The organism is Peribacillus frigoritolerans, from assembly GCF_030676415.1.
GTDB classification, from domain to species: domain Bacteria; phylum Bacillota; class Bacilli; order Bacillales; family DSM-1321; genus Peribacillus; species Peribacillus frigoritolerans_A.
In genome coordinates, this window is the sequence record NZ_JAUUTW010000039.1 from 21784 (window position 1) to 43181 (window position 21398).

Annotated in this window: 18 protein-coding genes and 1 pseudogene; 1 reads left to right on the forward strand and 18 read right to left on the reverse strand. The window is 39.5% G+C overall.

Annotated elements, in window-relative coordinates; all coding sequences use genetic code 11:
- Positions 1-20: 20 nt before the first annotated feature.
- The 16 genes and pseudogenes from Q8G36_RS24715 to pruA form a co-directional block, all read right to left on the reverse strand.
- The gene (locus Q8G36_RS24715; RefSeq protein WP_305162418.1) at positions 21-803 is read right to left on the reverse strand and encodes an enoyl-CoA hydratase; all 783 of its coding nucleotides are present in this window, start codon (positions 801-803) and stop codon (positions 21-23) included.
- 19 nt (positions 804-822) lie between these two features.
- Positions 823-1722, reverse strand: a complete 900-nt coding sequence (locus Q8G36_RS24720) for a hydroxymethylglutaryl-CoA lyase (RefSeq protein WP_305162417.1) — start codon at positions 1720-1722, stop codon at positions 823-825.
- Positions 1723-1739: 17 nt separating this feature from the next.
- Positions 1740-1952, reverse strand: coding sequence for an acetyl-CoA carboxylase biotin carboxyl carrier protein subunit (locus tag Q8G36_RS24725; RefSeq protein ID WP_305162416.1), 213 nt, complete (start codon positions 1950-1952; stop codon positions 1740-1742).
- 38 nt (positions 1953-1990) lie between these two features.
- Positions 1991-3340, reverse strand: a complete 1350-nt coding sequence (locus Q8G36_RS24730) for an acetyl-CoA carboxylase biotin carboxylase subunit (RefSeq protein WP_305162415.1) — start codon at positions 3338-3340, stop codon at positions 1991-1993.
- Between the two features lie 12 nt (positions 3341-3352).
- On the reverse strand, positions 3353-4990 hold the full coding sequence (locus Q8G36_RS24735) for an AMP-binding protein (RefSeq protein ID WP_305162444.1): 1638 nt from the start codon (positions 4988-4990) through the stop codon (positions 3353-3355).
- Between the two features lie 122 nt (positions 4991-5112).
- Positions 5113-6255 (reverse strand): acyl-CoA dehydrogenase, encoded by a 1143-nt coding sequence (locus Q8G36_RS24740; RefSeq protein WP_305162414.1) that lies wholly within the window; start codon positions 6253-6255, stop codon positions 5113-5115.
- A 61-nt stretch (positions 6256-6316) separates the two neighbouring features.
- Positions 6317-6982: a TetR/AcrR family transcriptional regulator gene (locus Q8G36_RS24745; protein ID WP_305162413.1), complete on the reverse strand. Its 666-nt coding sequence runs from the start codon at positions 6980-6982 to the stop codon at positions 6317-6319.
- Between the two features lie 180 nt (positions 6983-7162).
- Entirely contained in the window at positions 7163-7921 is a 759-nt protein-coding gene (locus Q8G36_RS24750; RefSeq protein ID WP_305162412.1) for a hypothetical protein, read from the reverse strand.
- 28 nt (positions 7922-7949) lie between these two features.
- Positions 7950-8996 carry a cytochrome d ubiquinol oxidase subunit II gene (locus Q8G36_RS24755; protein WP_305162411.1) on the reverse strand — a complete coding sequence of 349 codons (1047 nt, stop codon included), beginning with the start codon at positions 8994-8996 and terminating at the stop codon, positions 7950-7952.
- 14 nt (positions 8997-9010) lie between these two features.
- The gene (locus Q8G36_RS24760) at positions 9011-10372 is read right to left on the reverse strand and encodes a cytochrome ubiquinol oxidase subunit I (RefSeq protein WP_305162410.1); all 1362 of its coding nucleotides are present in this window, start codon (positions 10370-10372) and stop codon (positions 9011-9013) included.
- Positions 10373-10957: 585 nt separating this feature from the next.
- Positions 10958-11164 carry an aldehyde dehydrogenase family protein gene (locus Q8G36_RS29430; protein ID WP_370694117.1) on the reverse strand — a complete coding sequence of 69 codons (207 nt, stop codon included), beginning with the start codon at positions 11162-11164 and terminating at the stop codon, positions 10958-10960.
- 671 nt (positions 11165-11835) lie between these two features.
- On the reverse strand, positions 11836-12090 hold the full coding sequence (locus Q8G36_RS24765) for a biotin/lipoyl-containing protein (protein ID WP_305162409.1): 255 nt from the start codon (positions 12088-12090) through the stop codon (positions 11836-11838).
- A 230-nt stretch (positions 12091-12320) separates the two neighbouring features.
- Positions 12321-12637 (reverse strand): annotated as a pseudogene (locus Q8G36_RS24770) (Glu/Leu/Phe/Val dehydrogenase dimerization domain-containing protein); the annotation flags it as partial.
- A gap of 189 nt (positions 12638-12826) precedes the next feature.
- On the reverse strand, positions 12827-13333 hold the full coding sequence (locus Q8G36_RS24775; protein ID WP_305162443.1) for an acyl-CoA thioesterase: 507 nt from the start codon (positions 13331-13333) through the stop codon (positions 12827-12829).
- 349 nt (positions 13334-13682) lie between these two features.
- Positions 13683-14597, reverse strand: a complete 915-nt coding sequence (locus Q8G36_RS24780; RefSeq protein ID WP_305162408.1) for a proline dehydrogenase — start codon at positions 14595-14597, stop codon at positions 13683-13685.
- Positions 14598-14669: 72 nt separating this feature from the next.
- Positions 14670-16238: an L-glutamate gamma-semialdehyde dehydrogenase gene (gene pruA / locus Q8G36_RS24785; protein ID WP_305162407.1), complete on the reverse strand. Its 1569-nt coding sequence runs from the start codon at positions 16236-16238 to the stop codon at positions 14670-14672.
- 825 nt (positions 16239-17063) lie between these two features.
- Between pruA and Q8G36_RS24790 the strand changes: the two genes are divergently transcribed.
- On the forward strand, positions 17064-18458 hold the full coding sequence (locus Q8G36_RS24790) for an amino acid permease (RefSeq protein ID WP_305162406.1): 1395 nt from the start codon (positions 17064-17066) through the stop codon (positions 18456-18458).
- Between the two features lie 772 nt (positions 18459-19230).
- Here Q8G36_RS24790 and Q8G36_RS24795 read toward each other — a convergent pair.
- Entirely contained in the window at positions 19231-20928 is a 1698-nt protein-coding gene (locus Q8G36_RS24795; RefSeq protein WP_305162405.1) for a sigma-54 interaction domain-containing protein, read from the reverse strand.
- A gap of 323 nt (positions 20929-21251) precedes the next feature.
- On the reverse strand, positions 21252-21398 hold a 147-nt coding region (locus tag Q8G36_RS24800), incomplete at its 5' end, for a transposase (RefSeq protein ID WP_305162442.1).

Consider the following 21398-nt stretch of genomic DNA (forward strand, 5'->3'; position numbering starts at 1 on the left):
TGTTCCTCCTTCAAATGAAATCATTGGCCCTTAAACACCGGTTTGCGCTTTTCCTTGAATGCAGACAGACCCTCCAGTCGGTCATGGGTTTTTAAAGTTGTCTGATAGCAGTCTTTTTCAATTTGCAATCCCGTTTTCAAGTCAGTCTCAGCCCCTTGATTGATCGCCGCTTTAGCAGCCCTGAGTGCTAATGGGGCATTGACCGCAATCTCCCCAGCCAATTTTTTCGCTTCCTCAAGTAAATGTTGGGGTGAATATACATGACTGATGATTTTCAAGGCATGTGCTGTTTTCGCATCCAATCTCCTTGCTGTATAAATCAGTTCTTTCGCTGTCGGCATTCCAACTACCCGCGGCAGGCGCTGCGTACCGCCGGCGCCTGGAATGATGCCTAATGACGTTTCTGTCAGTCCCACCTTTGCCGTTTCCGATGCTATGCGTATGTCACAGGCGAGTGCCAACTCCAGCCCTCCGCCAAAAGCCGATCCGTTAATCGCGGCGATGACTGGAACTGGAAGGTTTTCTACAGCCGTAATCGTGTCTCCAATCAACTTGACTGTCTCCTTGACTTTATCATCATTCATACCTGCTCGTTCCTTAAGATCCGCACCTGCACAAAACGCCTTTTCACCTGCTCCCGTTAAAATGACTGTTCGTAAATTGGAATCTCTTTTCAATTCATCCAACCCTTCGACTAAGCAATGAAGCAATTCCGTGGATAAAGCATTAGCAGCATCCGGCCGATTCAAAGTCACGAGGGCAATTCCCTTTTCCCCATGACTTATTTCAACTAATGAAGTCATAAATTCACCTCAATTTCTCTTATTGTGCGTTATAAACAGCCATTTGATGGCTAGGCAGTGGTTTTTCCAAAAAGCTTTGCATCATGGCTGCAGCCTTCATTAGTTTTTCTGGATTGATTCCCGTGTGAATTCCCATTTTATGTAGCATATGAATCAGGTCATCCGTAGCCACATTTCCGCTCGCCCCTGGTGCATACGGGCATCCTCCTAAACCTCCGAGCGAAGAGTCGAAAGTGTCCACACCATAATTCAGTGATTCAAGAACATTTGCGAGTGCCATTCCCCTTGTATCATGAAAATGGAGGGCAATTCGGCTTATATCATATCTTTTTACAGCCTGTTCAAGGAACAAGGCAACTTGTCTTGGAGATGCGACGCCAATGGTATCACCCAATGAGACTTCATTGATTCCATATTCAAAAAGTTGATCACAAACACGGAAAACCTGTTCGGTCGTAACCTCCCCTTCATAAGGACAGCCGAAAACGGTTGAAATATAGCCCCTAACCGTTTTCCCGCTGTTTGCTGCTGTCCCGATGACATCCTTCATTATTGGAAAGGTATCGGAAATCGATTTATTGATATTTTTAAGATTATGCGTTTCACTGGATGACATGAACACGGAAATTTCATCGATATTGGCTTCAAGAGCCGACTCAAGTCCCCTTTGATTGGGTACAAGGGCCGCATAAGTGATACCGGGATTGCGCTTTATTCCCTTAGCCACCAGGACGGCATCACTCAATTGGGGAATCCACTTTGGATGTACGAAAGAAGTCACTTCTATATAAGATAATCCTGTATCAGAGAGCTGATCGATCCAATCCATTTTACTTTGTGCAGGTACCATGACCTTTTCATTTTGGAGCCCGTCACGCGGACCGACCTCCTTAATTGTCACTTTTTCAGGCCAATTCATCTTACCCCTCCGTCCCTTTATTCAATGACGGCCAAGACGTCACCCTCATTTACAAAATCCCCCTCATTCACTTTAAGTTCTTTAATGGTGCCAGCTTCCTCGGCTGCAATGGGGATTTCCATTTTCATAGATTCCAAGATAATGATATCCTGTCCGTCGGTTACACTTTGCCCCTCGTTCGCTACGATTTTCCAAACGCTTCCTGCCATGCTTGCTCTTAATTCTGCCATCTTATATTCCTCCTGATCATTATGTTTTAAAATATGCGTCATACAGTCAATTTTTTAATATATTTTGCAATGAAATCCGTAGTCGTATCTCCTTGGGAAAAAGCTTCATGAGAAGTTATTTCCATCAGCAAAGGAAGGTTTGTTTTAATTCCTTCTATTTTATAGCTTGCCAGTGCTTCTCTTAATCTCTCGATCGCTTTATCCCTCGAATCGCCGCTCACTACCAATTTGGCGATCATCGGATCATAAAAGTGGGATACAACGGAAGTCCCATGAACCGCCAATTCATGACGGATCCCCTCACCTTCCGGAAGTTCCATGCTGGTGATTCTCCCCGGTGCTGGATAAAAGGTTTTCGGATCTTCAGCATATATGCGCACTTCAATGGAGTGTCCATCCTGTTTAATCTCACTTTGAGTGAATTCCAATTTGTTGCCCGATGCAATTTTAATTTGCTGTTCGACCAAATCCAGTCCCGTAATTTCTTCGGTGACAGGATGCTCTACCTGAAGGCGTGTATTCATTTCCAGGAAATAAAAGTTTTTATCCGCATCAACTAAAAATTCGAGGGTGCCCGCATTGCTATAACCGATGGATTTTACCGCTTTCACTGCAGCCATTCCCATTCTTTTTCTAGTTTCTGCGTCAAGGAAAGGAGAGGGCGCCTCTTCCACCACCTTCTGGTGGCGCCTTTGAACGGAGCATTCCCTTTCCCATAAGTAAACAGCATTCCCAAAGGAATCCGCCAATACCTGAATTTCGATATGACGAGGCTTCTCAATCAATTTTTCTATGAACATATCTCCATTGCCAAAAAACAATTGGGCACGTTTTTGATTCCCTTCGAAGGCTTTGGTTAGTTCATCTTCATTAGCAACAGCCTGCATGCCGATTCCCCCGCCGCCTGCTGCTGCTTTTAACATGACTGGATAGCCAATCTTTTCGGCAACGGCTGCCGCTTCTGCACTATCAATTAACGGGCGTGAAAATCCAGGCACCAAAGGCAGTCCCGATTGCTCCATCTTTTTCCGCGCCTCGACTTTATTGCCCATCTGCTGGATGATCTCTGGTTTTGGACCAATGAATATCAAGCCGGCTTCTTCACATGAACGTGCGAAATCTGCATTTTCACTAAGAAATCCGTATCCAGGATGAATGGCCTCCACTCCGGTTTTCTCAGCTATCTCCAAAATCTTATTGACGTTTAAATAGCTTTCCTGTACTCTCGGACCACCCAATAAATATGCCTCATCCGCCAATCCCACAAATGGCGAATCCGAGTCTGCTTCCGAATGGACGGCGACCGTTTTTATTCCCAACTTCCTGCATGTACGAATAATGCGTGATGCTATTTCTCCCCTGTTTGCGATAAGAATTTTTCGAATCATTCGATATCCTCCTTATTTAGTGCGTTCTGATAATAGGTCAAGAGTTTGTTGCCGAAGCTTAAACTTTTGGATTTTTCCGGATGCAGTCATTGGATAAGCATCGGTAAATTGAATGTAACGGGGAATTTTATGAAAAGATATTTTCCCTTTGCAATACTCCATCAATTCTTTCTCCGTAAGGGTTTCACCTGCTTTCAAAATGATCCATGCCGCGACCTCTTCCCCGTACTTCTGATCAGGAACGCCGAGTACCTGGACATCGACAATTGCAGGATGTTGATAGAGGAACTCTTCAATCTCACGAGGATAAATATTTTCCCCTCCGCGAATGATCATATCTTTCAGCCGGCCTGTAATCTTGCAATAACCCCTTTCATCCATGACCGCCAAATCTCCCGTATGAAGCCAGCCTTCCCGGTCAATCGCCTGCTCAGTGGCTTCCGGGTTATTATAATATCCCTTCATTACATGGTACCCCCTTGAACAGAGTTCCCCTTGTTTGCCTCGCTGGACCTCTTCCCCGGTAGCTGGATCGACAATTTTCACTTCCACTTTCGGCAAAGCCCTTCCGACTGAGGAAACACGAAGTTCGATCGGATCGTCCGTTCTTGTCATCGTAATTCCTGGAGAAGATTCCGTTTGACCATAAGTAATTGTAATTTCCGAGATTCCCATCTTATTCACCACGCTTTTCATGACTTCTATCGGACATGTGGAGCCTGCCATGATACCAGTCCGCAATGAACGTAAATCATACTGGTCAAAGTCATCGAGATTAAGTTCAGCGATGAACATCGTCGGTACACCATGAAGTCCCGTACAATTCTCGGCTTCAACGGTCTGAAGAACAACGCGTGGATTAAATTCCACGATGGGCACCATTGTTGCCCCTACAGAAACAGAGGCCATCGTACCAAGGGAACAGCCGAAACAATGAAAAAACGGAACCGGGATGCAAAGCCTGTCAGCTTCGGTAAGCTTCATGCATTCCGCGACATTCAATCCGTTATTGACCAAGTTGGAATGCGTCAGCATCACTCCTTTTGGAAATCCTGTCGTCCCTGATGTATATTGCATATTAATCACATCACCGGGAGCCAATTCCTCCATTCTCATGTCCAGCGACTCCTCTGTAACGGATTCGCTCCCGCTAATGACTTCATCCCACGAAAACGTTCCGGGATAACGCGTTTCTCCTAAAACGATGATATTTTTCAATTTTGGCAGTTTCTCAGATTGTAATTTTCCTGGTTCTGCATTTTTCAATTCAGGTACGATTTCGTACAGCGTATCTATATATGAATGATCCTTATATTGTTCCATCAGGATGATCGTCGTCGAATCCGATTGCTTGAGCAGGTATTCCAGTTCACTTGTACGGTAATTAGTATTGACCGTAACCAGCACCCCGCCCATTTTCGCGGTCGAAAATTGGGATATAAGCCATTCCGGTTTATTGGATGCCCAAATGGCGATATGTTCCCCTTTTTTAATATCGAGTGACATGAACCCCCTGGCCGCCTTTCGGCAAATCTTTTCAAATTCGCGATAGGAATGGCGCAGGCCTAGTTCATGGTACACCACCGCTTCATTATCACCATATTGTTCAGCTGTCCTTTCAAGCAGTTTCCCGATAGTAATATCTAGCAAATCAGACATCAAACTCCTCCTATCAAATAAAAGTAAGAATGAACGCTTTTTGCTGTATAGATAACATCTGCTTTTCACCAAAATGAACCCCAGCGTCATTGTTCATTTTACGTTCCGAAAGATTAACAGCCTAATTGTCTGGCGATAACGATTCTTTGAATTTCGGATGTACCTTCGCCAATCTCCAATAACTTAGCATCTCTTAAATAGCGTTCCACTTCATATTCGCGCATGTAACCAGAGCCGCCGTGTATTTGAATCGCTTGATTGCTGGCCCGGAACGCGGTCTCACTTGCAAAAAGCTTGGCGTATGCCGCTTCCTTTGCAAAAGGTTTTTTATTGTCTTTTAACCATGCAGCCTTATATACCATATTCCTCGCCAATTCAATTTCCATCGCCATGTCTGCAAGCTTGAATTGAATGGCCTGGAAATTTGATATGGATTTACCGAATTGAATGCGCTCTTTTGAAAAAGCTAAAGCTTTATCAAAGGCAGCCTGAGCGATACCGACGGCCAAAGCCGCAATGGAAATCCTTCCTCCATCCAGTGTGAATAAGAATTGTTTGAACCCTTTGTCTGGATCTCCCAATAAATTTTTCTTTGGTACACGTACATTATCCAGTATGATTTCACAAGTATTGGAAGCCCGAACTCCCATTTTTTCATAGTTGCTATTGATCGTAAGGCCTTGGGTATCGGTTGGCACGATGAATGCCGAGATGATATTCTTGCCCTTGGAATCTTTCCCCGATACAGCAGTGACGGTAATCGTTCTTGAATAGCTGGCATTTGTTATCCATGTTTTCTCGCCATTAATCACATATTCATCACCTTCCAACACGGCAGTCGTTCTCGTACCGCCAGCATCGGAACCCGCATTAGGCTCTGTCAACCCGAAAGCTGCCAGAGTTTCACCTGTCGTGATTGGAACCAGATATTTTTGCTTCTGTTCTTCGGTTCCAAAATAGTAAATTGGACTTGCTCCGAGCGAAACGGCTGCTGCATAACTTAAGCCGGTTCCCCCGCACGCCTTGCCAACCTCTTCAACTGCAATGGCATACGAAATCGTATCTCCGCCCGAACCGCCATATTCTTCAGGGAATGGAATTCCAAGCAACCCGAGTTTCCCCATTTTTTTGAATACATCCTCGGCAAACATGGACTTTGCATCCAACTCTATCGCAATGGGTTTAATTTCCTTTTCGGCAAAATCCCTAACCATTTCCTTAATCATTTGCTGTTCTTTTGTAAGTGAAAAATCCATATGTTCATTCCCCTTTCTATTAAAGACCGACTAGTTGGTCTGTGCAAATCAAGTAAATTGTTTAATCCACAACAACTTGGTTCTTCAGTAAAAATGGCTGGGTGGTTTCCGCTTCTTTTTGTTTATCTGTCAATAGGGCATTCAGAATTAAGTCCACGTAAATATCGCCGATTTCATCTATCGTTTTTCCACCGTCCCTTTTGTACCATTTGTAGGACCAGTTCACCATCCCCAGAATTGACATTCCGGTAATTTCCACCGGCAATTCGCTGCGGAATACTCCCTTGTCAACGCCTTCTTTGATGACGGAAAAAATGATTTCTTTATACATTTGACGCTTTTTTTTGATTGCTTCAACATAAGGTGGTTTTAAGTACATGCTTTCTTGATAGAAAACTGAGATGTGTGGTTTATAGAGGTCAAAAACTTTAACGAATGATTGAATGATCTTTTGCATTTTTTCTGTTGGATGGGTACTTTCTGAAATGGCTTCCTGTGCTTTTGTTAAAACATATGAAATAAAGTAATCATGGATGACAAATAAGAGTTCATCTTTGGAAGAGAAATGGTGATAAAAACCACCCTTGCTAGTTCCGCATGCCTTAACGATTTCGTTAACGGAGACACCATGAAAACCATGCTGATCGAAGAGCGTCAACGATGTTTCAATTATTTTTTCTTTTAACTCCGTAAGACTGCACCCCCCCTGTATCCGCTTACATTTCATCCAGAAAAAAGAGTGTGATTATGTATAAACTGGATTTATTTAGATTTTACCAAATATTTAAAAATTGTCAATTTTTAATTTTAAACAAAAAACAGCCCTCAAAACCAAGGGCTGTAAACCTACTTCCATTAAGTTATGCCTGAACCATGATACATTCGATACTATCCATAGCTTCATTCACTAATTATTTCTACCTTTGACCGGTTTAACTTGGGCTTTTACAAGCTGCCATCCATTGTTATACTTCCATACTGATTTGATTTCCAGTATCGGATCACGTTCATCGGGCCCTTTAACATTTTGGACTCCCATAAGCGCTTTTCCTTTACCAAAAACGGTCTTGAGGTCCAGTGAGGAGTATGGATCAACCAAAAGCTCTGTCGGTTCATTCAATTTTCCATTTCGATAAATGCCCAATTCATCATAAGCTTGTTTTCTGGAACTGACATCTATCACCACAGGCTTTTGACCTTCAATAATGATTTCCCCTTTGTATCCGTCAAGAAATTGTGCCATTACGGGAACGGATGGCGGTATTTCCAGTTCCTTCACTTTTCCATCCTTGAACGTATAGGCGTAACTGGATATCAACCGCTCTCTACCTTCCATCAAAACCGTGACCAATACATCCTGGACTCCATCATTATTCAAGTCAGCAACCTTAAGATCTGGATTATACCCAGCTTCAAGCGGGACGCTGATTGTACGGCGATTGCTTTCCACACTTAACTCAATTTTCTTCAGAAACTTGCTTCCTTCCTCATATGGCAGTCCCTGAACCTGGATGATGTCTATTTTCTGGTCACCTGTTACATCTCTTTTTGTTGATATATATGTGCCATCTACCTGAAAATTTTTATCATGGGCTTCAACCGCTTGATAGCTCAAAAATAGTGAGATGACTAAAACCGCATATTTTAGCAGATCTAACTTTTTCATAGTGATAACCTCTCTTTTCCAAGATGAACTAATTTGACATTTGTCGCCGTTTGAACTTTCGACGCTGATCTTTCATGAAGATGGACCAGAAATAATAGAACCCTGGCACTAATATCGCAAAGCCTACGATATATGTGGCAAACACGGCCCGGAATGAGGTTGGATCGGTAAATCCTGAAAGAATCGTGACATTTGGATAGATGATATAAGGTAAATGTGCGATACCATAAACATAACTGCCGATTAAATACTGTATGATAATCGCTATTACCCCGAGGCGAGGCATCCCTTTAACCTCCTGCTTAGAAAAATAGGGTAAGTACAGGGCTATCCCGCTAATGATGAAAAAAACGAGCGAGACGAATAACAATGCAGAGTTTTTCATCATTCCTTGGTAGATCCAATTCGCTTCGTTTTTTAACGTGAGCATGACCAACAGAGCCATGACTAACATAAGCGGTCCCGTTATCATCGCATCCCTGCGATATATTTTGTATGCTTTCATTTCATCAGCCTGTTTTGAGTAATCAGACAGGAGCAAAGATGATAAAAAAAGCGTGCTCATAATTCCAAACCCAACAAATGCATACTCATTCGGACTCGTGAAAAGTTTAGAGAGATTCAATTCTTCATTTCCTCTTACGCCTTCGACAAATCCAAGGTGGGTGATTGGCAATACACTGATTAATAGCCCGGGTATGATCAATCCCGTCAATCCTGAAATATACGTTAACGCTTTTTCATATTTGTCTACGCTATGAGAGAAAACCAAGAAAGCACTCCTAATACATAGCAGGACCAAAATAAGGCTAGCAGGAACGATCAAGGCTACCCCAATCGGGAAAACCGCACCTGGAAATAAACTGTAAATCGCAATAACAAGACCAACCACAAAAGTATTAGTCACTTCCCAAGTTGGTGATAAATAGCTATTTGCTATCTTGGTAGCATTCGTTTCTTCCTTTTTAATGTAAGTCATTGCCCAGAAGCCAGCGCCAAAATCCATAGAGGCCATGATGGCATAAAGAAAAATAAAGCCCCAGACCAGTGTTATTGCAAGAAGAGCATCACTCATTCGCCTTCCCCCTTTTATGAATTCGAATCGAAAAGACTTACATCTTTCTGTTCGGCCTTATATATATCATCCATCACGGAATGACGTTTGAAATAATACAAAAGTGTAAACACGACAGAAACGCATAAAATGATATATACAATAATGAACATCGTGAATAAAAATCCAAGGTTTTCGTACGAAGTGACTGAATCCTCCGTGGTCAGCATCCTGTATATCGTCCATGGCTGTCTGCCTGTACAGGCAAAAATCCAACCGCATTCTATCGAAATTACCGAAAGCGGCCCTGCCGCAACAAACAGCCAGAGAATCCATTTCGGGTAAGTCTCCTTTTTCAGCCACTTATTCCATACCAATGCAAACAGTGCCAACGCGATTAAGCCTGAACCAATGATGACCATGGCGTTGAATAAGATATGGACATAAAGCGGCGGCCAATACTCTTCTGGAAAATCGTTCAAACCGGTCACGACCGTATCGAAGCTATTACCGGATAGAAAGCTTAATACCCATGGGAATTCTATCCCATACTTCACTTCCTGGGCTTCCCTATCGGTATAACCGAACAAGGTAAGTCCGGCATGGTCCGTTGTTTCAAACAACCCTTCTGCCGCCGCCAGTTTTTCCGGCTGTTCCCTATATAAATGCTGTGTAGTCGCATGACCATTCAATGCCGTCAAAAAAGAAAAAACCAAACCCAATACAATACTGAGCCTCAATGCTTTTTGGTGAAAATTAAATTCAGCAGTGCCATATTTATTTTTCAGCATCTTATAGGCTGCAACGGCCGCTACGACAAAAGCTCCTGTCGTATAAGCAGTCAGGGCCGTATGTCCTGCCGTCACCAAGAAACTTGGGTTGAAAAATGCCGCCCATGGATCGACATCGACGATTTCCCCATTTTCAAACCGGAACCCAGCCGGTGTCCCCTCAAAAGCATGGACATTCGAAATCAAAACCGCCGAAGCCATTGCGCCGAATGCAACAAAGAATAAACTCACGATACGGGCCCATGGCTTGATTTTTTCAGCAGCATACACATAGATTGACATGAACAGCGCTTCAACCATGAATGCATAAATCTCGATCTGGAATGGAAGCGCCATGACACGTCCAATCACTTCCATGAACCCAGGCCATAATAGTGACAGCTGCACACCCGCAATCGTACCAGTCGGAATTCCGACTCCTAGTAAAACCCCTAATGTTTTGGTCCAGCGTTTAGCCATGACAACATACTGTAAATCCTTTGTCCTTTGAAACATCAATTCCGCGGCCAACATCATCATCGGCAACCCGACGCCGATCGTTGCAAATATGATATGTACAGCCATATTCGTCCCGAACATCGCACGGGCCATTTGTATATGATCCATACTGTCTTCCTTTCTAACCTTTGTCTCTTGGTAGTATCTCCTCTGTAAAGGAAAATATTTAAAAATATTCCACAAACTAAGTTTTCATAGGCTTTATGGAAGGTCAGTATTTTACTTAATGATGTTTTGGGTTGATTGTTTATCAAATATTCTATCGAGGTTGCTTTTGGGATATATTTTTTTCGGTTGATCACGTCTTACCTCGCTTAGATTGCATGTACGAACGGCAATTTTATGATAGCTGTGCAAATAATAAAGTATTTATTAAAATAAGTTTCATTACACCCTATGTTGATTAATAAGAATTTCACTAGTGTGGCCTTTTCACTTAGACACGTAGTGGGCGGAGAAAGCTTTGAAATCAAGGTCTTCATCAAAGCCACGGCCCGTCCCATTCGCCCCCATTTCCAGACATATTGCAACTGCCTAAAGGTACCGTCAAGTCGATGATATCCACTCCGCTTCCATCAATACACATGTCCAGCCCGAATACGATAAACTGTACGTACCTTCTATATTTCCCCGCCGATCAATACGGTGTGTCGTTTGCAATCTCAATTGCTGCTTCGACATCGTCAAAGACTATCATACGAAGACCGGTCGAAAGATTTCTTCTTGTTCGATGGTCATTTCGTTCGTCACATCAGCAAAGATAGCAGATTCCACATAGAAGCCTCCGTCCAAACCTTCTGACTTGCCAGACCACCTGCGATAACTTTCGCACCTTCCTCGTTCTTGAATCTTGTTCCACTGCTGCTTTGTAGCGCCTGGGCCTGCATAATTTTGCAACATATATGCATTTTTATGGTTCCGTTTAATAAACGGGTCCCCAAACGATCACCATTACAACACTAGGAGTGGAATCAAAGATTGCCGCGAATTCTTCACAATTTCCTCTAAAAAATATTCATTTTTATATTTCCTTCACATAAAAAAATACACACATACCCTACAATATAGTAGTCTATGTGTGTATTGCGGCCGGCATTGACTTTTGCCCAATTTCAGGAAAACTTTCCTGTATATTCGATTAAAAGCACGGGTACTACCCTATATATATTTTTTTTATCCATAAAACTACCTTCGAATACAAAAATTAGCTTTATTGCCAAATATCGCTCTATGTTTCTAGCGAGTGGTTTTTGCACCTGAACTAAGGATTTCTATCATAAAAAAACTCTACCATATCGTAGAGCCTTTTTTAACATGTGTTCAACAACTAGCACTTTTACGAATGGGAAAAAAAATGAATGAACCTGCAAATTTATTAATAAGCTTTTTTCATTGTAAAAAAATAGGATTACTCAATTATTTAACTAATTAGAAATTCTTGCTTAAATTCATTTATTCCGCTTTGCCCCATTTGAATATACGAAATGTTCTAAATATTCAGCAGATACCTTCACAAGACTCTTATTTAGATAAATCCATATCAGGATCCTAAATACCCTTTGAACTCCTTATCAATCACTTCCTGTGATTAATAAATCATCCTGTAACTGAATTAACACTGTTTCATTACTTACATTTTGATTTTTTGTTACTTCAATTGAAACAACATGACCACTTACACCGGTCTCAATTTCTACTTTTTTATTGTCCGTTGTATGAACTACCATTAGTTTTTCCCATTCATATACATAAGAACCTTGACCAACAAATATGTTTTCGATTTTTCCACAACAAGGACTATAGACAGTTTCTATAACTTTTTTCACGTTAAAAACCTCTCTTTCTAAAGAAATAAATTAGAGATTTCATTTATCATACTTACACCCTACCATGTATGCAGCTAGACGCAGATATATGTGATAATTTTGTGCTATTGAAGAAACCTTTTGAAAAGAATCGACTATTATTTCGTAATTTTTGTGCCATTTCTTCTGTTCAATAATTGCCTGATTGTTTTACACCCATTCAAAGATGAACCGGGTTCCACCAGAACTAAAATATCTTTGGTTGTTCCAACTAACCAACTTTGAATAATCGCACCCACATACCCTCGACTTAACCGTTCTAATTCAGAAGAGGGCATGTTACGACGGGATAGCAAACAATACCGCCTTTTCCTACACCAAAAGGAAGATCAAAAATCCCCTATTTTAAACTCACATGGAAAAAGCAGTTACATCTGGATGAAAACGAACTCCACCCTGTAGTCCTAACTGCATCATGATGTAGAAAACGATAGCTGGTGAAAACTTTTACCATCACCCATTCGAATAGGAATTCTTACAGTAAGGATTGATGAGGTTCTTTCAGTAACGCCTACATTTAGATGTTATATCCTGACTTTTAAATTGCTTTCTTTATAATAGACTGGGTTGAACTTAGTAAATCTAATACTTGACTTTGCTTATTGTCCGGCTTTTCATCTTGATCTATAGTGATAAGGATTGCCTCTTACCTTCTTTGCACCTCGCAGGTTATAAGTTTTATCTCCTATATGAAAAGTTAAGGATAATCTACATTTAAAAACGTAGCCACATCTTTGCTTTTTTGTTTTCTCTGTTCCCGCATCCTTGCTCGATCTAATGCCGTTTCATGTAATTTTTTTTCTTCTTCTGTCTCCGGAATAACTTTTGGAACACGTGTTGGACGTTTATCTTCATCAAGAGCAACAAATGTTAATAGAGCAGTCGCTGCAATTTTACGTACACTGCTTTTTAAATCTTCAGCAATAATTTTCACAAACACCTCCATTGAAGAAGTGCCTGTCCATGCCACATAAGATATAAAACAAACTGAATCTGTTGTACGAATGGGATGTAAAAAGTCAACTGAATCTGTTGAAGCGGTTACACATTCACTTCGACTATGACGTGCTGCAGAAATCGATGCTACTTGATCGACGTCACTCATTAATCGGCCGCCAAATAATGTATTATGGTTGTTCACATCATTTGGAAATATACGACTCGTTCTTATCACCCTTGATTCTTTGCAATATTTTGCTTCGATAAACCCGTCCTCCTAAAACATGGGACCTGAAATCACCTATGTAAACTTTTAGTATATGGTTATATTATGATACAATTTTGAGCTTTTTAACCCTTAAACACTATCGGCCTACATAGCCTAGTGTTCCGGGAATGCCCAGCTTGCTTTAAAGTATCATTCACCATCTTCTTTTGCTCAAGCCCTTTGCCTAGCATTCATAGCTCCCCTTGTTCAAGTGAAATGTTGTCTTTCACTTGGAAGGAACCAGACTTTTCATACTGGTGAATCCACCGGTCAATGGAGGACGGGGTGAGATCATACTCTTCACTAAGCGCTTTCTATGAAACCTTCACCCATTATTATAAACTCTTTATTTAGAAAAGAATCCTTTAAGGGCAAAAGCAATATTTTGTGGTCTTTCTGCCAAGCGACGCATAAAATAACCAAACCAGTCGTTACCAAAAGGAATATACACACGCATGGTATATCCTTCTTTAGCTAAACTTAGTTGCATGTCTGTTCTAAATCCATATAACATCTGAAACTCAAATTGGTTACGGGGAATATTGTGTTTTTGTACAAATTCTTTTACTCTGGCAATGATACGATGATCATGGGACGCAATCGCCGTATAGCTGCCACTCAGCAAATGCTCTTCAATGATTCTCATATAATTTTTATCTACTTCTTCTTTCTCTTGATAAGCCACTGAAGGAGATTCTTGATAAGCTCCTTTAACTAAACGAAGGGGAATTCCTTTTAATTCTTTTACGTCCTGTTCAGCTCGAAATAAATAGGATTGAATCACTGTTCCTACATTATCATATGTTTCGCGTAATTCTCTCAGGATATCTAACGTGATTTGGCAATGTGCATGATCTTCCATATCGATTCTGACAAAATTGTTGTATTTTTTGGCTGTATCAAGAATTCGATGCATATTTTGAACACAAAAATTCCGATCAATGTCCAAACCAAGTTGGGTCATTTTTACAGATAAATTACTATTCACTCCTACACTACCCATAGCTTCTAACGTTCTTACGTTATATTCCGTTGCCTCTATCGCCTCTATTCTACTTGAAACAAATTCCCCTAAATGATCCAGTGTACAAACCAAGCCTTTTTCATTTAACTCTTGAACTTTTGTAATCGCACTTTTGATAGTATCTCCTGCTACAACTTGGGAAGCCCCAAATCGAAGGCCCCATTTTTTCGCAGCTTTATTTAACGCTTTGTTGTGGGAAGCGTGAAGAAAAATATTTTTTGAAACATCTGCTAACATGAATATATCCCCCTAAATATATGTCCTCGTTTTATTAAATGGGGCAACCTTTTTAAATTGCCCCAGCTCTTATTAAAGTGTTTCGCTAGTTGTTTTCGCTTGCATGTGCAGAATCAAGTAATCAGGGCCACCTGCCTTCGAATCCGTCCCAGACATGTTGAACCCACCAAACGGATGATACCCAACGATTGCTCCTGTACAACCGCGATTAAAATATAGATTACCTACGTGGAATTCTTCTTTTGCTCGTCCAATATGATCAGGAGTGTTAGAAAGTAACGCACCTGTTAAGCCGTAGTCTGTGTTGTTCGCTATTTCCATCATATGATCGAAATCGCGTGCTTTACAAAAGGCTACAACAGGTCCAAAAATTTCTTCCTGCATCAGACGGGCTTTTTCATCAATATCCGCAAAGATGGTCGGTTCAATTAAGTACCCTTTGGAGTCGTCCCCTTCTCCACCAGTCATCAACTTGCCTTCTTCCTTACCTATTTCGATATATTTCATGATTTTATCGTAAGAAGCCTGGCTGATAACAGGGCCCATATAGGTATTTACATCTTCAGGGCAGCCAACCGTTAAAGTCTTAGTCAATGCCACTGCTTTTTCAAGTACTTCATCATAAACATCCTGATGTACCACTGCACGGGAACCAGCCGAACACTTTTGTCCGGAGAATCCAAAAGCAGAGTAAACGATCGAAGAGGCCGCTACATCCAAATCCGCGTCTTTATCTACGACTACAGTATCTTTTCCGCCCATTTCGGCAATCACACGCTTTATCCAAATTTGACCCGGATGAACTTTTGCCGCGCGCTCATTAATGCGGCATCCTACTTCACGGGAACCTGTGAAGGAAACAAAGCGAGTTTTCGGATGATCAACAAGATAATCACCTATTTCCGCGCCACCTCCTGGAATATAGTTAAGTACACCATGAGGAAGACCTGCTTCTTTCATCACTTCAACGAATTTCGCTGCAATCACTGGTGTGTTATTTGATGGTTTCAGAAGAATCGTGTTTCCAGCAACAATCGCTGCAGCTGCGGTTCCGGCCATAATAGCTAATGGAAAGTTGAATGGAGAAATAATGACACCTACACCAAGTGGAATATAATTGAACTTATTTGCTTCTCCCTCACGACTTTTTACAGGTACTCCATCTTTTAATTGCATCATTTGACGGGCATAGAATTCAAGGAAATCAATTGCTTCAGCCGTATCTGCATCAGCTTCTTTCCATGGCTTTCCAGCTTCTTTAACAAGATAGCCTGAAAATTCATGTTTGCGACGACGAATGATATCCGCAGCACGAAATAAAATGTTTGCACGTACTTCTGGTTTTTCTTTTTTCCATGTGTTGAATGTAGATAATGCTGCTTGCATTGCTTTCTCTGCCAAATCTTTATTCGCTTTAGAAACTCGACCGATTACTTCTTCCTTATTAGCTGGATTAATCGATACAATTTGTTCATTTGTGGTAATAAATTCTTCTCCAATGACAAGTGGATAATTTTTTCCTAGCTCTGATTTTACAACTTCTAAAGCTTTTTTAAATTCACTTTTATTTTCTTCAAGCGTAAAATCTGTAAATGGTTCGTGTTTATATGTTTTAATGTCCGTATTGTTTGCTGTAATCATGTTATTCTCTCCCCTAAAAAATAGATTTGTATAATCGATGTAATAGTGCTTTTCATAAGTTAATTAAATGTAATGCATAATTTTCAAATGATAGAAGCTGTCTCTAATTTTTTTAACTGAATACTAATTCTTCTATTAATTTTTGTGAAAAAAGTTTGCTAATACAATATTGCCCTCCTTTATTAACGGAAAATTTATAATACAAACAATATTCAAAAACTTAATCTAAACATATTATAATTCTGTTTATACACTTTTGTATACTGTTTTTAACAAAAAAATAAAATTACACACTTTTGTTCAATCAATAAAGCGATTGTATTTATTTTTTCGAAAAGTAGATATTATACTAGCTTATGAAGCTACTCAATACAGTAAATGGATGAATTCATTTTATCTTGAGCAGAATTCACCCTATATTAACCCGCTTCTTTTTAAATTTTTAAACCCACACAGTATGTAAATGGCTGGAGGAAGCCTTCAATCCTAATATCAGAACGAGCTCGCTTTTTAATAAACCGATGATTATGTTCCAAATAACTATAAAGTAAACAAAACTGTATAGCGTGTGTTTCGTTTCGGGAAATAAATGGACAAATATGAACAAAATGTATTATCATATAATTCTTAATATTTTTTCATCTTTTATTAGCAGTCTATATGTTGAATTTTTAATTCTAATAAGTAGAAGAAATAAAAGAGGAGATTTGTTAATTATTTTGTTTCTTGTTTTAAGGGTTTTCACTTTCTGCTATTTTTTTTAAAAAGATTTGAATCCCCTTAATAATTATTGGTTTTTACGTTTTTTTAGAGAGGATGTAGGATATGAATCATCAACAACCTGAATTAAAAAAAGAGTTGAAAATTCGGCATATTACCATGATTTCTCTTGGAGGAATCATCGGTGCTGGGTTATTTGTTGGAAGTGGCCCGTTAATTAATACGGCTGGACCAGGTTCTATTTTCTCATATGCGCTAGCAGGATTACTGGTAATTTTGGTAATGCGGATGCTTGGGGAAATGTCAACAGCAAATCCATCAAGTGGCTCTTTTTCCACTTACGCCCGAGAAGCGATCGGCCCATGGGCCGGATACACGATTGGCTGGTTATACTGGTTTTTCTGGGTAATTGCAATTGCAGTTGAAGCAATAGCAGGTGCGACAATTATTCAATATTGGTTCCCTTCTATACCTTCTTGGTCAGTCAGCCTTGTGCTTACTTTTCTATTAACCCTAACTAACATATTTTCTGTTAAATCATTTGGTGAGTTTGAGTATTGGCTTTCTATGATCAAAGTTGTCAGTATTGTTCTCTTTTTAATCCTTGGAGGTGCCATTATATTCGGATTCATACCAGGTATAGAATCACCAGGAACCTCAAACCTTCTACATAGAGGGGGATTCCTGCCATCTGGAATAAGTTCTGTCTTTATAGGAGTTGCCCTTGTTATGTTCTCTTTTATGGGGAGTGAAATTGTGGCGACTGCAGCAGGGGAAACATCACATCCTGAAAAAGCCATGAAGATTGCTACAAATTCCGTTATCTATCGTATCTTAACTTTTTATCTAGGTTCAATTTTAATAATCGTAACCGTTCTTCCATGGGACTCTACTAGTTTGATGAAAAGTCCTTTTGTTTCTGTCCTTGAACTTTTAAATATACCAGCAGCAGCTCAAATCATGAACCTCATTCTTTTTACGGCAGTCCTTTCTTGTTTAAATTCTGGTATTTACACGAGCTCACGTATGTTATTTTCGATGGCGAAAAATGGAGATGCTCCCCGAATGTTTTTAAAGGTAAATAAGAAGGGGATACCAATGAATGCGATTTTAGGATGTACCGTTATTGCTTATATTAGTATTGGGTTCAATTACGTCTCTCCAGATAAAGTATTTCTGTTTTTAGTTAATGCCTCCGGAGGGATAGCACTTCTTGTTTATCTAGTGATTGCCTTCTCTCAGTTACGTATGCGAAGAACATACGAAAAAGAAAATCCTGAAGCACTTAAGATCAGAATGTGGTTATTTCCTTATTTAACATATGCCACGATTATTACGATCACTAGTATTTTTATCGCGATGATATTTATTGATTCCTTACGTTTACAGTTCTTTTTAACACTACTTATCACTATTCTGATTGTCGGTTCTTTCTTTGTCTTAAAGAAAAATAAATCATCAGACTTAATATCAACGAACAAAGAAAAAAATGCCTCTTAATAACAAAACAAAAGGAAATATGTCATAAACAATCGACTCTATTCCTATAGAACTTAGGCACGGCTAGCGCATTAAAAAATCCCAACTCAAATTAGTCATTTGATATACCCCAGTCAAGTAGATAGTCATAAAAAGACTACAGTCATCGAGATTCGATATTCAATCGGAGCTCGGTGGCTGAGTCGTTTTTGGAATCGTTTGTTGTTGTAATATATAGATATTCTTCCACGCCTTGAATCAATTCTTGTTCTGTTTTTTTAAATGATTTAGATACAACATCCCTGCTTTATAATGGGGGAACGATTCCACTCAGACATTATCATGGTCGTTTCCTTTAATACCAAGCTATTGAAGTAGTGATTTTCGCCTCTATTATCATCAGACCATTGTAAACCTTCGAATTCTCCATCTTCTTTAAAAACTACTTTACCCATGCTTTCAATTGAGTGCTGCTCCAAGGCCTACGTTCTTCGTAATCGTTTCATAAACTGACTTCCCATTCAAATACATCTGTACAGCTTTCATTTTCTTTCCTTTGAATTTTCACGAAATTTTGCCCTTTTTAAGCCATAATAAAATCCCCTCCAGGTAGTAGTGCAATATCCACGATTGTTTGTGGTATTTTCACACTGAACCCTTAAGGGGATAATATCAAAACAGTCTTCGGAAACTAGCTCTCGTTTTAATTTGTTATTAACCATAACAAGAGTTTCGATACCATGTTGTTTTTGTAAAGATCCTTACTTTTTCTTCAAAAATCCTACCAAATAAATCAGTTTAATCCATATTCTTTAATCTTATTGTAGAGTGTTCCTCTAGACATACCGAGTAATTTTGCAGCCGCACTTTTGTTTCCATATGTCTTGCTTAAGGCTTCTTGAATCATGAATAACTCTTCTTTTTCCTCTTCCTGTAATGAGGTTTCATGTGGGCCTGAGATATCGCTATTATGAACATAATAGTTACTAGTTATGTTTTTTTGAAGATGATTGCTTTTAATAATATTTTCATCATTCAGAAGGATGACACGTTCCACTACATTCCTAAGCTCGCGGACATTTCCTGGCCATTCATAGTTAACTAATATAGTTATAACTTCTGATGCAATTTTTGGAATTGGTTTCTTATACTTAGAACTGAACTCTTGCACAAACTGTTCAACTAATTTAACAATATCTTCTGGTCTTTCACGTAAAGGGGGAATATCAATGTTAATTACAGTTAAGCGATAATAAAGATTTTCGTTGAATTTCCCTTCCTTTACCATTGCTTCTAATGCCTGAGAAGTAGAAGCAATAACACGTGTATGTGTCGTCAATAATTCGGTTGTACCTACACGATAAAATGATCCATGTTCTAAGTAGTGAAGAAATTTTTCTTGAATGTCTAATGGCATTTTATCAATTTCTTCTATAAATAATGTTCCATTATGTGATTGTTCAATTTTTCCGTTTTTTCCAGTTTTCTTATCAGCTGTAAAAACTCCTTTTTGATATCCAAATAATTCAATCTCTAAAAGAGTGGAAGGAATGGCCGAACAATTAATAGATACAAAAGGACCGGTACGCTTTGAACCGCCGTAATGAATAGCTTGCGCTAACATCTCTTTTCCTGAACCGGGTTCTCCGGTTAACAGGACAGGAATGTCTGCGTAGGCAACTTTTTGCGCTACCTTCACTGCCTTTTGAATTTCTCCATTAACTCCAATGATAGAGGAAAAAGGGTTGTCCTGATGAATAAGTAACGGTAACGAAGAATCAAGTTCCTCGTTCAAACGAACAATTTGAGTAATATCATGTTCTGTTGCTATGCCTCCAATAACTGTATTACCCTTTATAACTGGAGAGGCATTTACTAATACGTGATTATCATTATTAGGGCGATGATAAGCCCCACGAACGGGACGCCCCTCATTTAATATACGATGTAATATAATGGACTCTGATTGAAAATGCTCTCCAATCTTTTGACCAAGGATATTTTCACGTTTAATGCTGTATGTTCCCTCAGCAACGGTATTCCAGCAGATGACTTTCCCCTCTTGATCAACAGCTGTGACTGCGTCATTAATGGTTTCCGCCAATGTAGAAAAGTAAGCGGATAGCTCCTCATTTTTCAATTCCAGCTGCTGAACCCATTGATTTGCAGTTATAATTCCGATAATTTCTTCTTTATCTGGATCTTTAATCAGAACGGGCCTGCTCCAATCAGTTTGTAACATAGAAAGTTCAGCGATTGTAGAAATGGTACAAGGAGTCCACTTTACCTTTTCAATCCACTCGATTACAGACAGTGAATCATCCACTAATGCCAAGAAATTGCATTCTTTCTTTGAAATAATGTAGTATTCTTTCGCTGAAATAATCACAAAATCAAACTTTAAAAAGTTGTTCCTTATATCAATTAAAGATGTATAGGGTTTCACTATAGTGAAGGAGTTGTCTAGGTTAATTTGTTCCATTTTAAACATAATAAACCCCTTTTATTATATATTTTATGAGAAAGTATAAGAATTTATACAGTATCATCTTCTAAAACAATCATAAAACAAATATGTTTAAATAAAAACTAATAACTTTATTATAATATAAACTTCACTCTATGTTTCTAACGATTGATTTCCTGTAAAAAAATACGGAATACTATAATAAAAAAACTCTATCATAGAATAGAGTTTTGTTTTCAGTTTGTAGACAAAAGGGGTTCGGAATTAAAAAATTCTGAACCCCTTTTGAAATTCCCTTTGAATTTTCTCCTAAAGTTAAGAGATTGGGGCTCTACGAGCCCACTATGTTAGGCCATTTTTGGACCTTGCCATGTCCAATTGGCCATCTTCTTTAAATTAATGGCAGCGAAAGTAAGCATCGCCTGCATCGACAATTTTTTAAGTCCCCTTAAAGTAGTCCAACGCATACCATGCTTTTCTTTTGCATCTGCGAA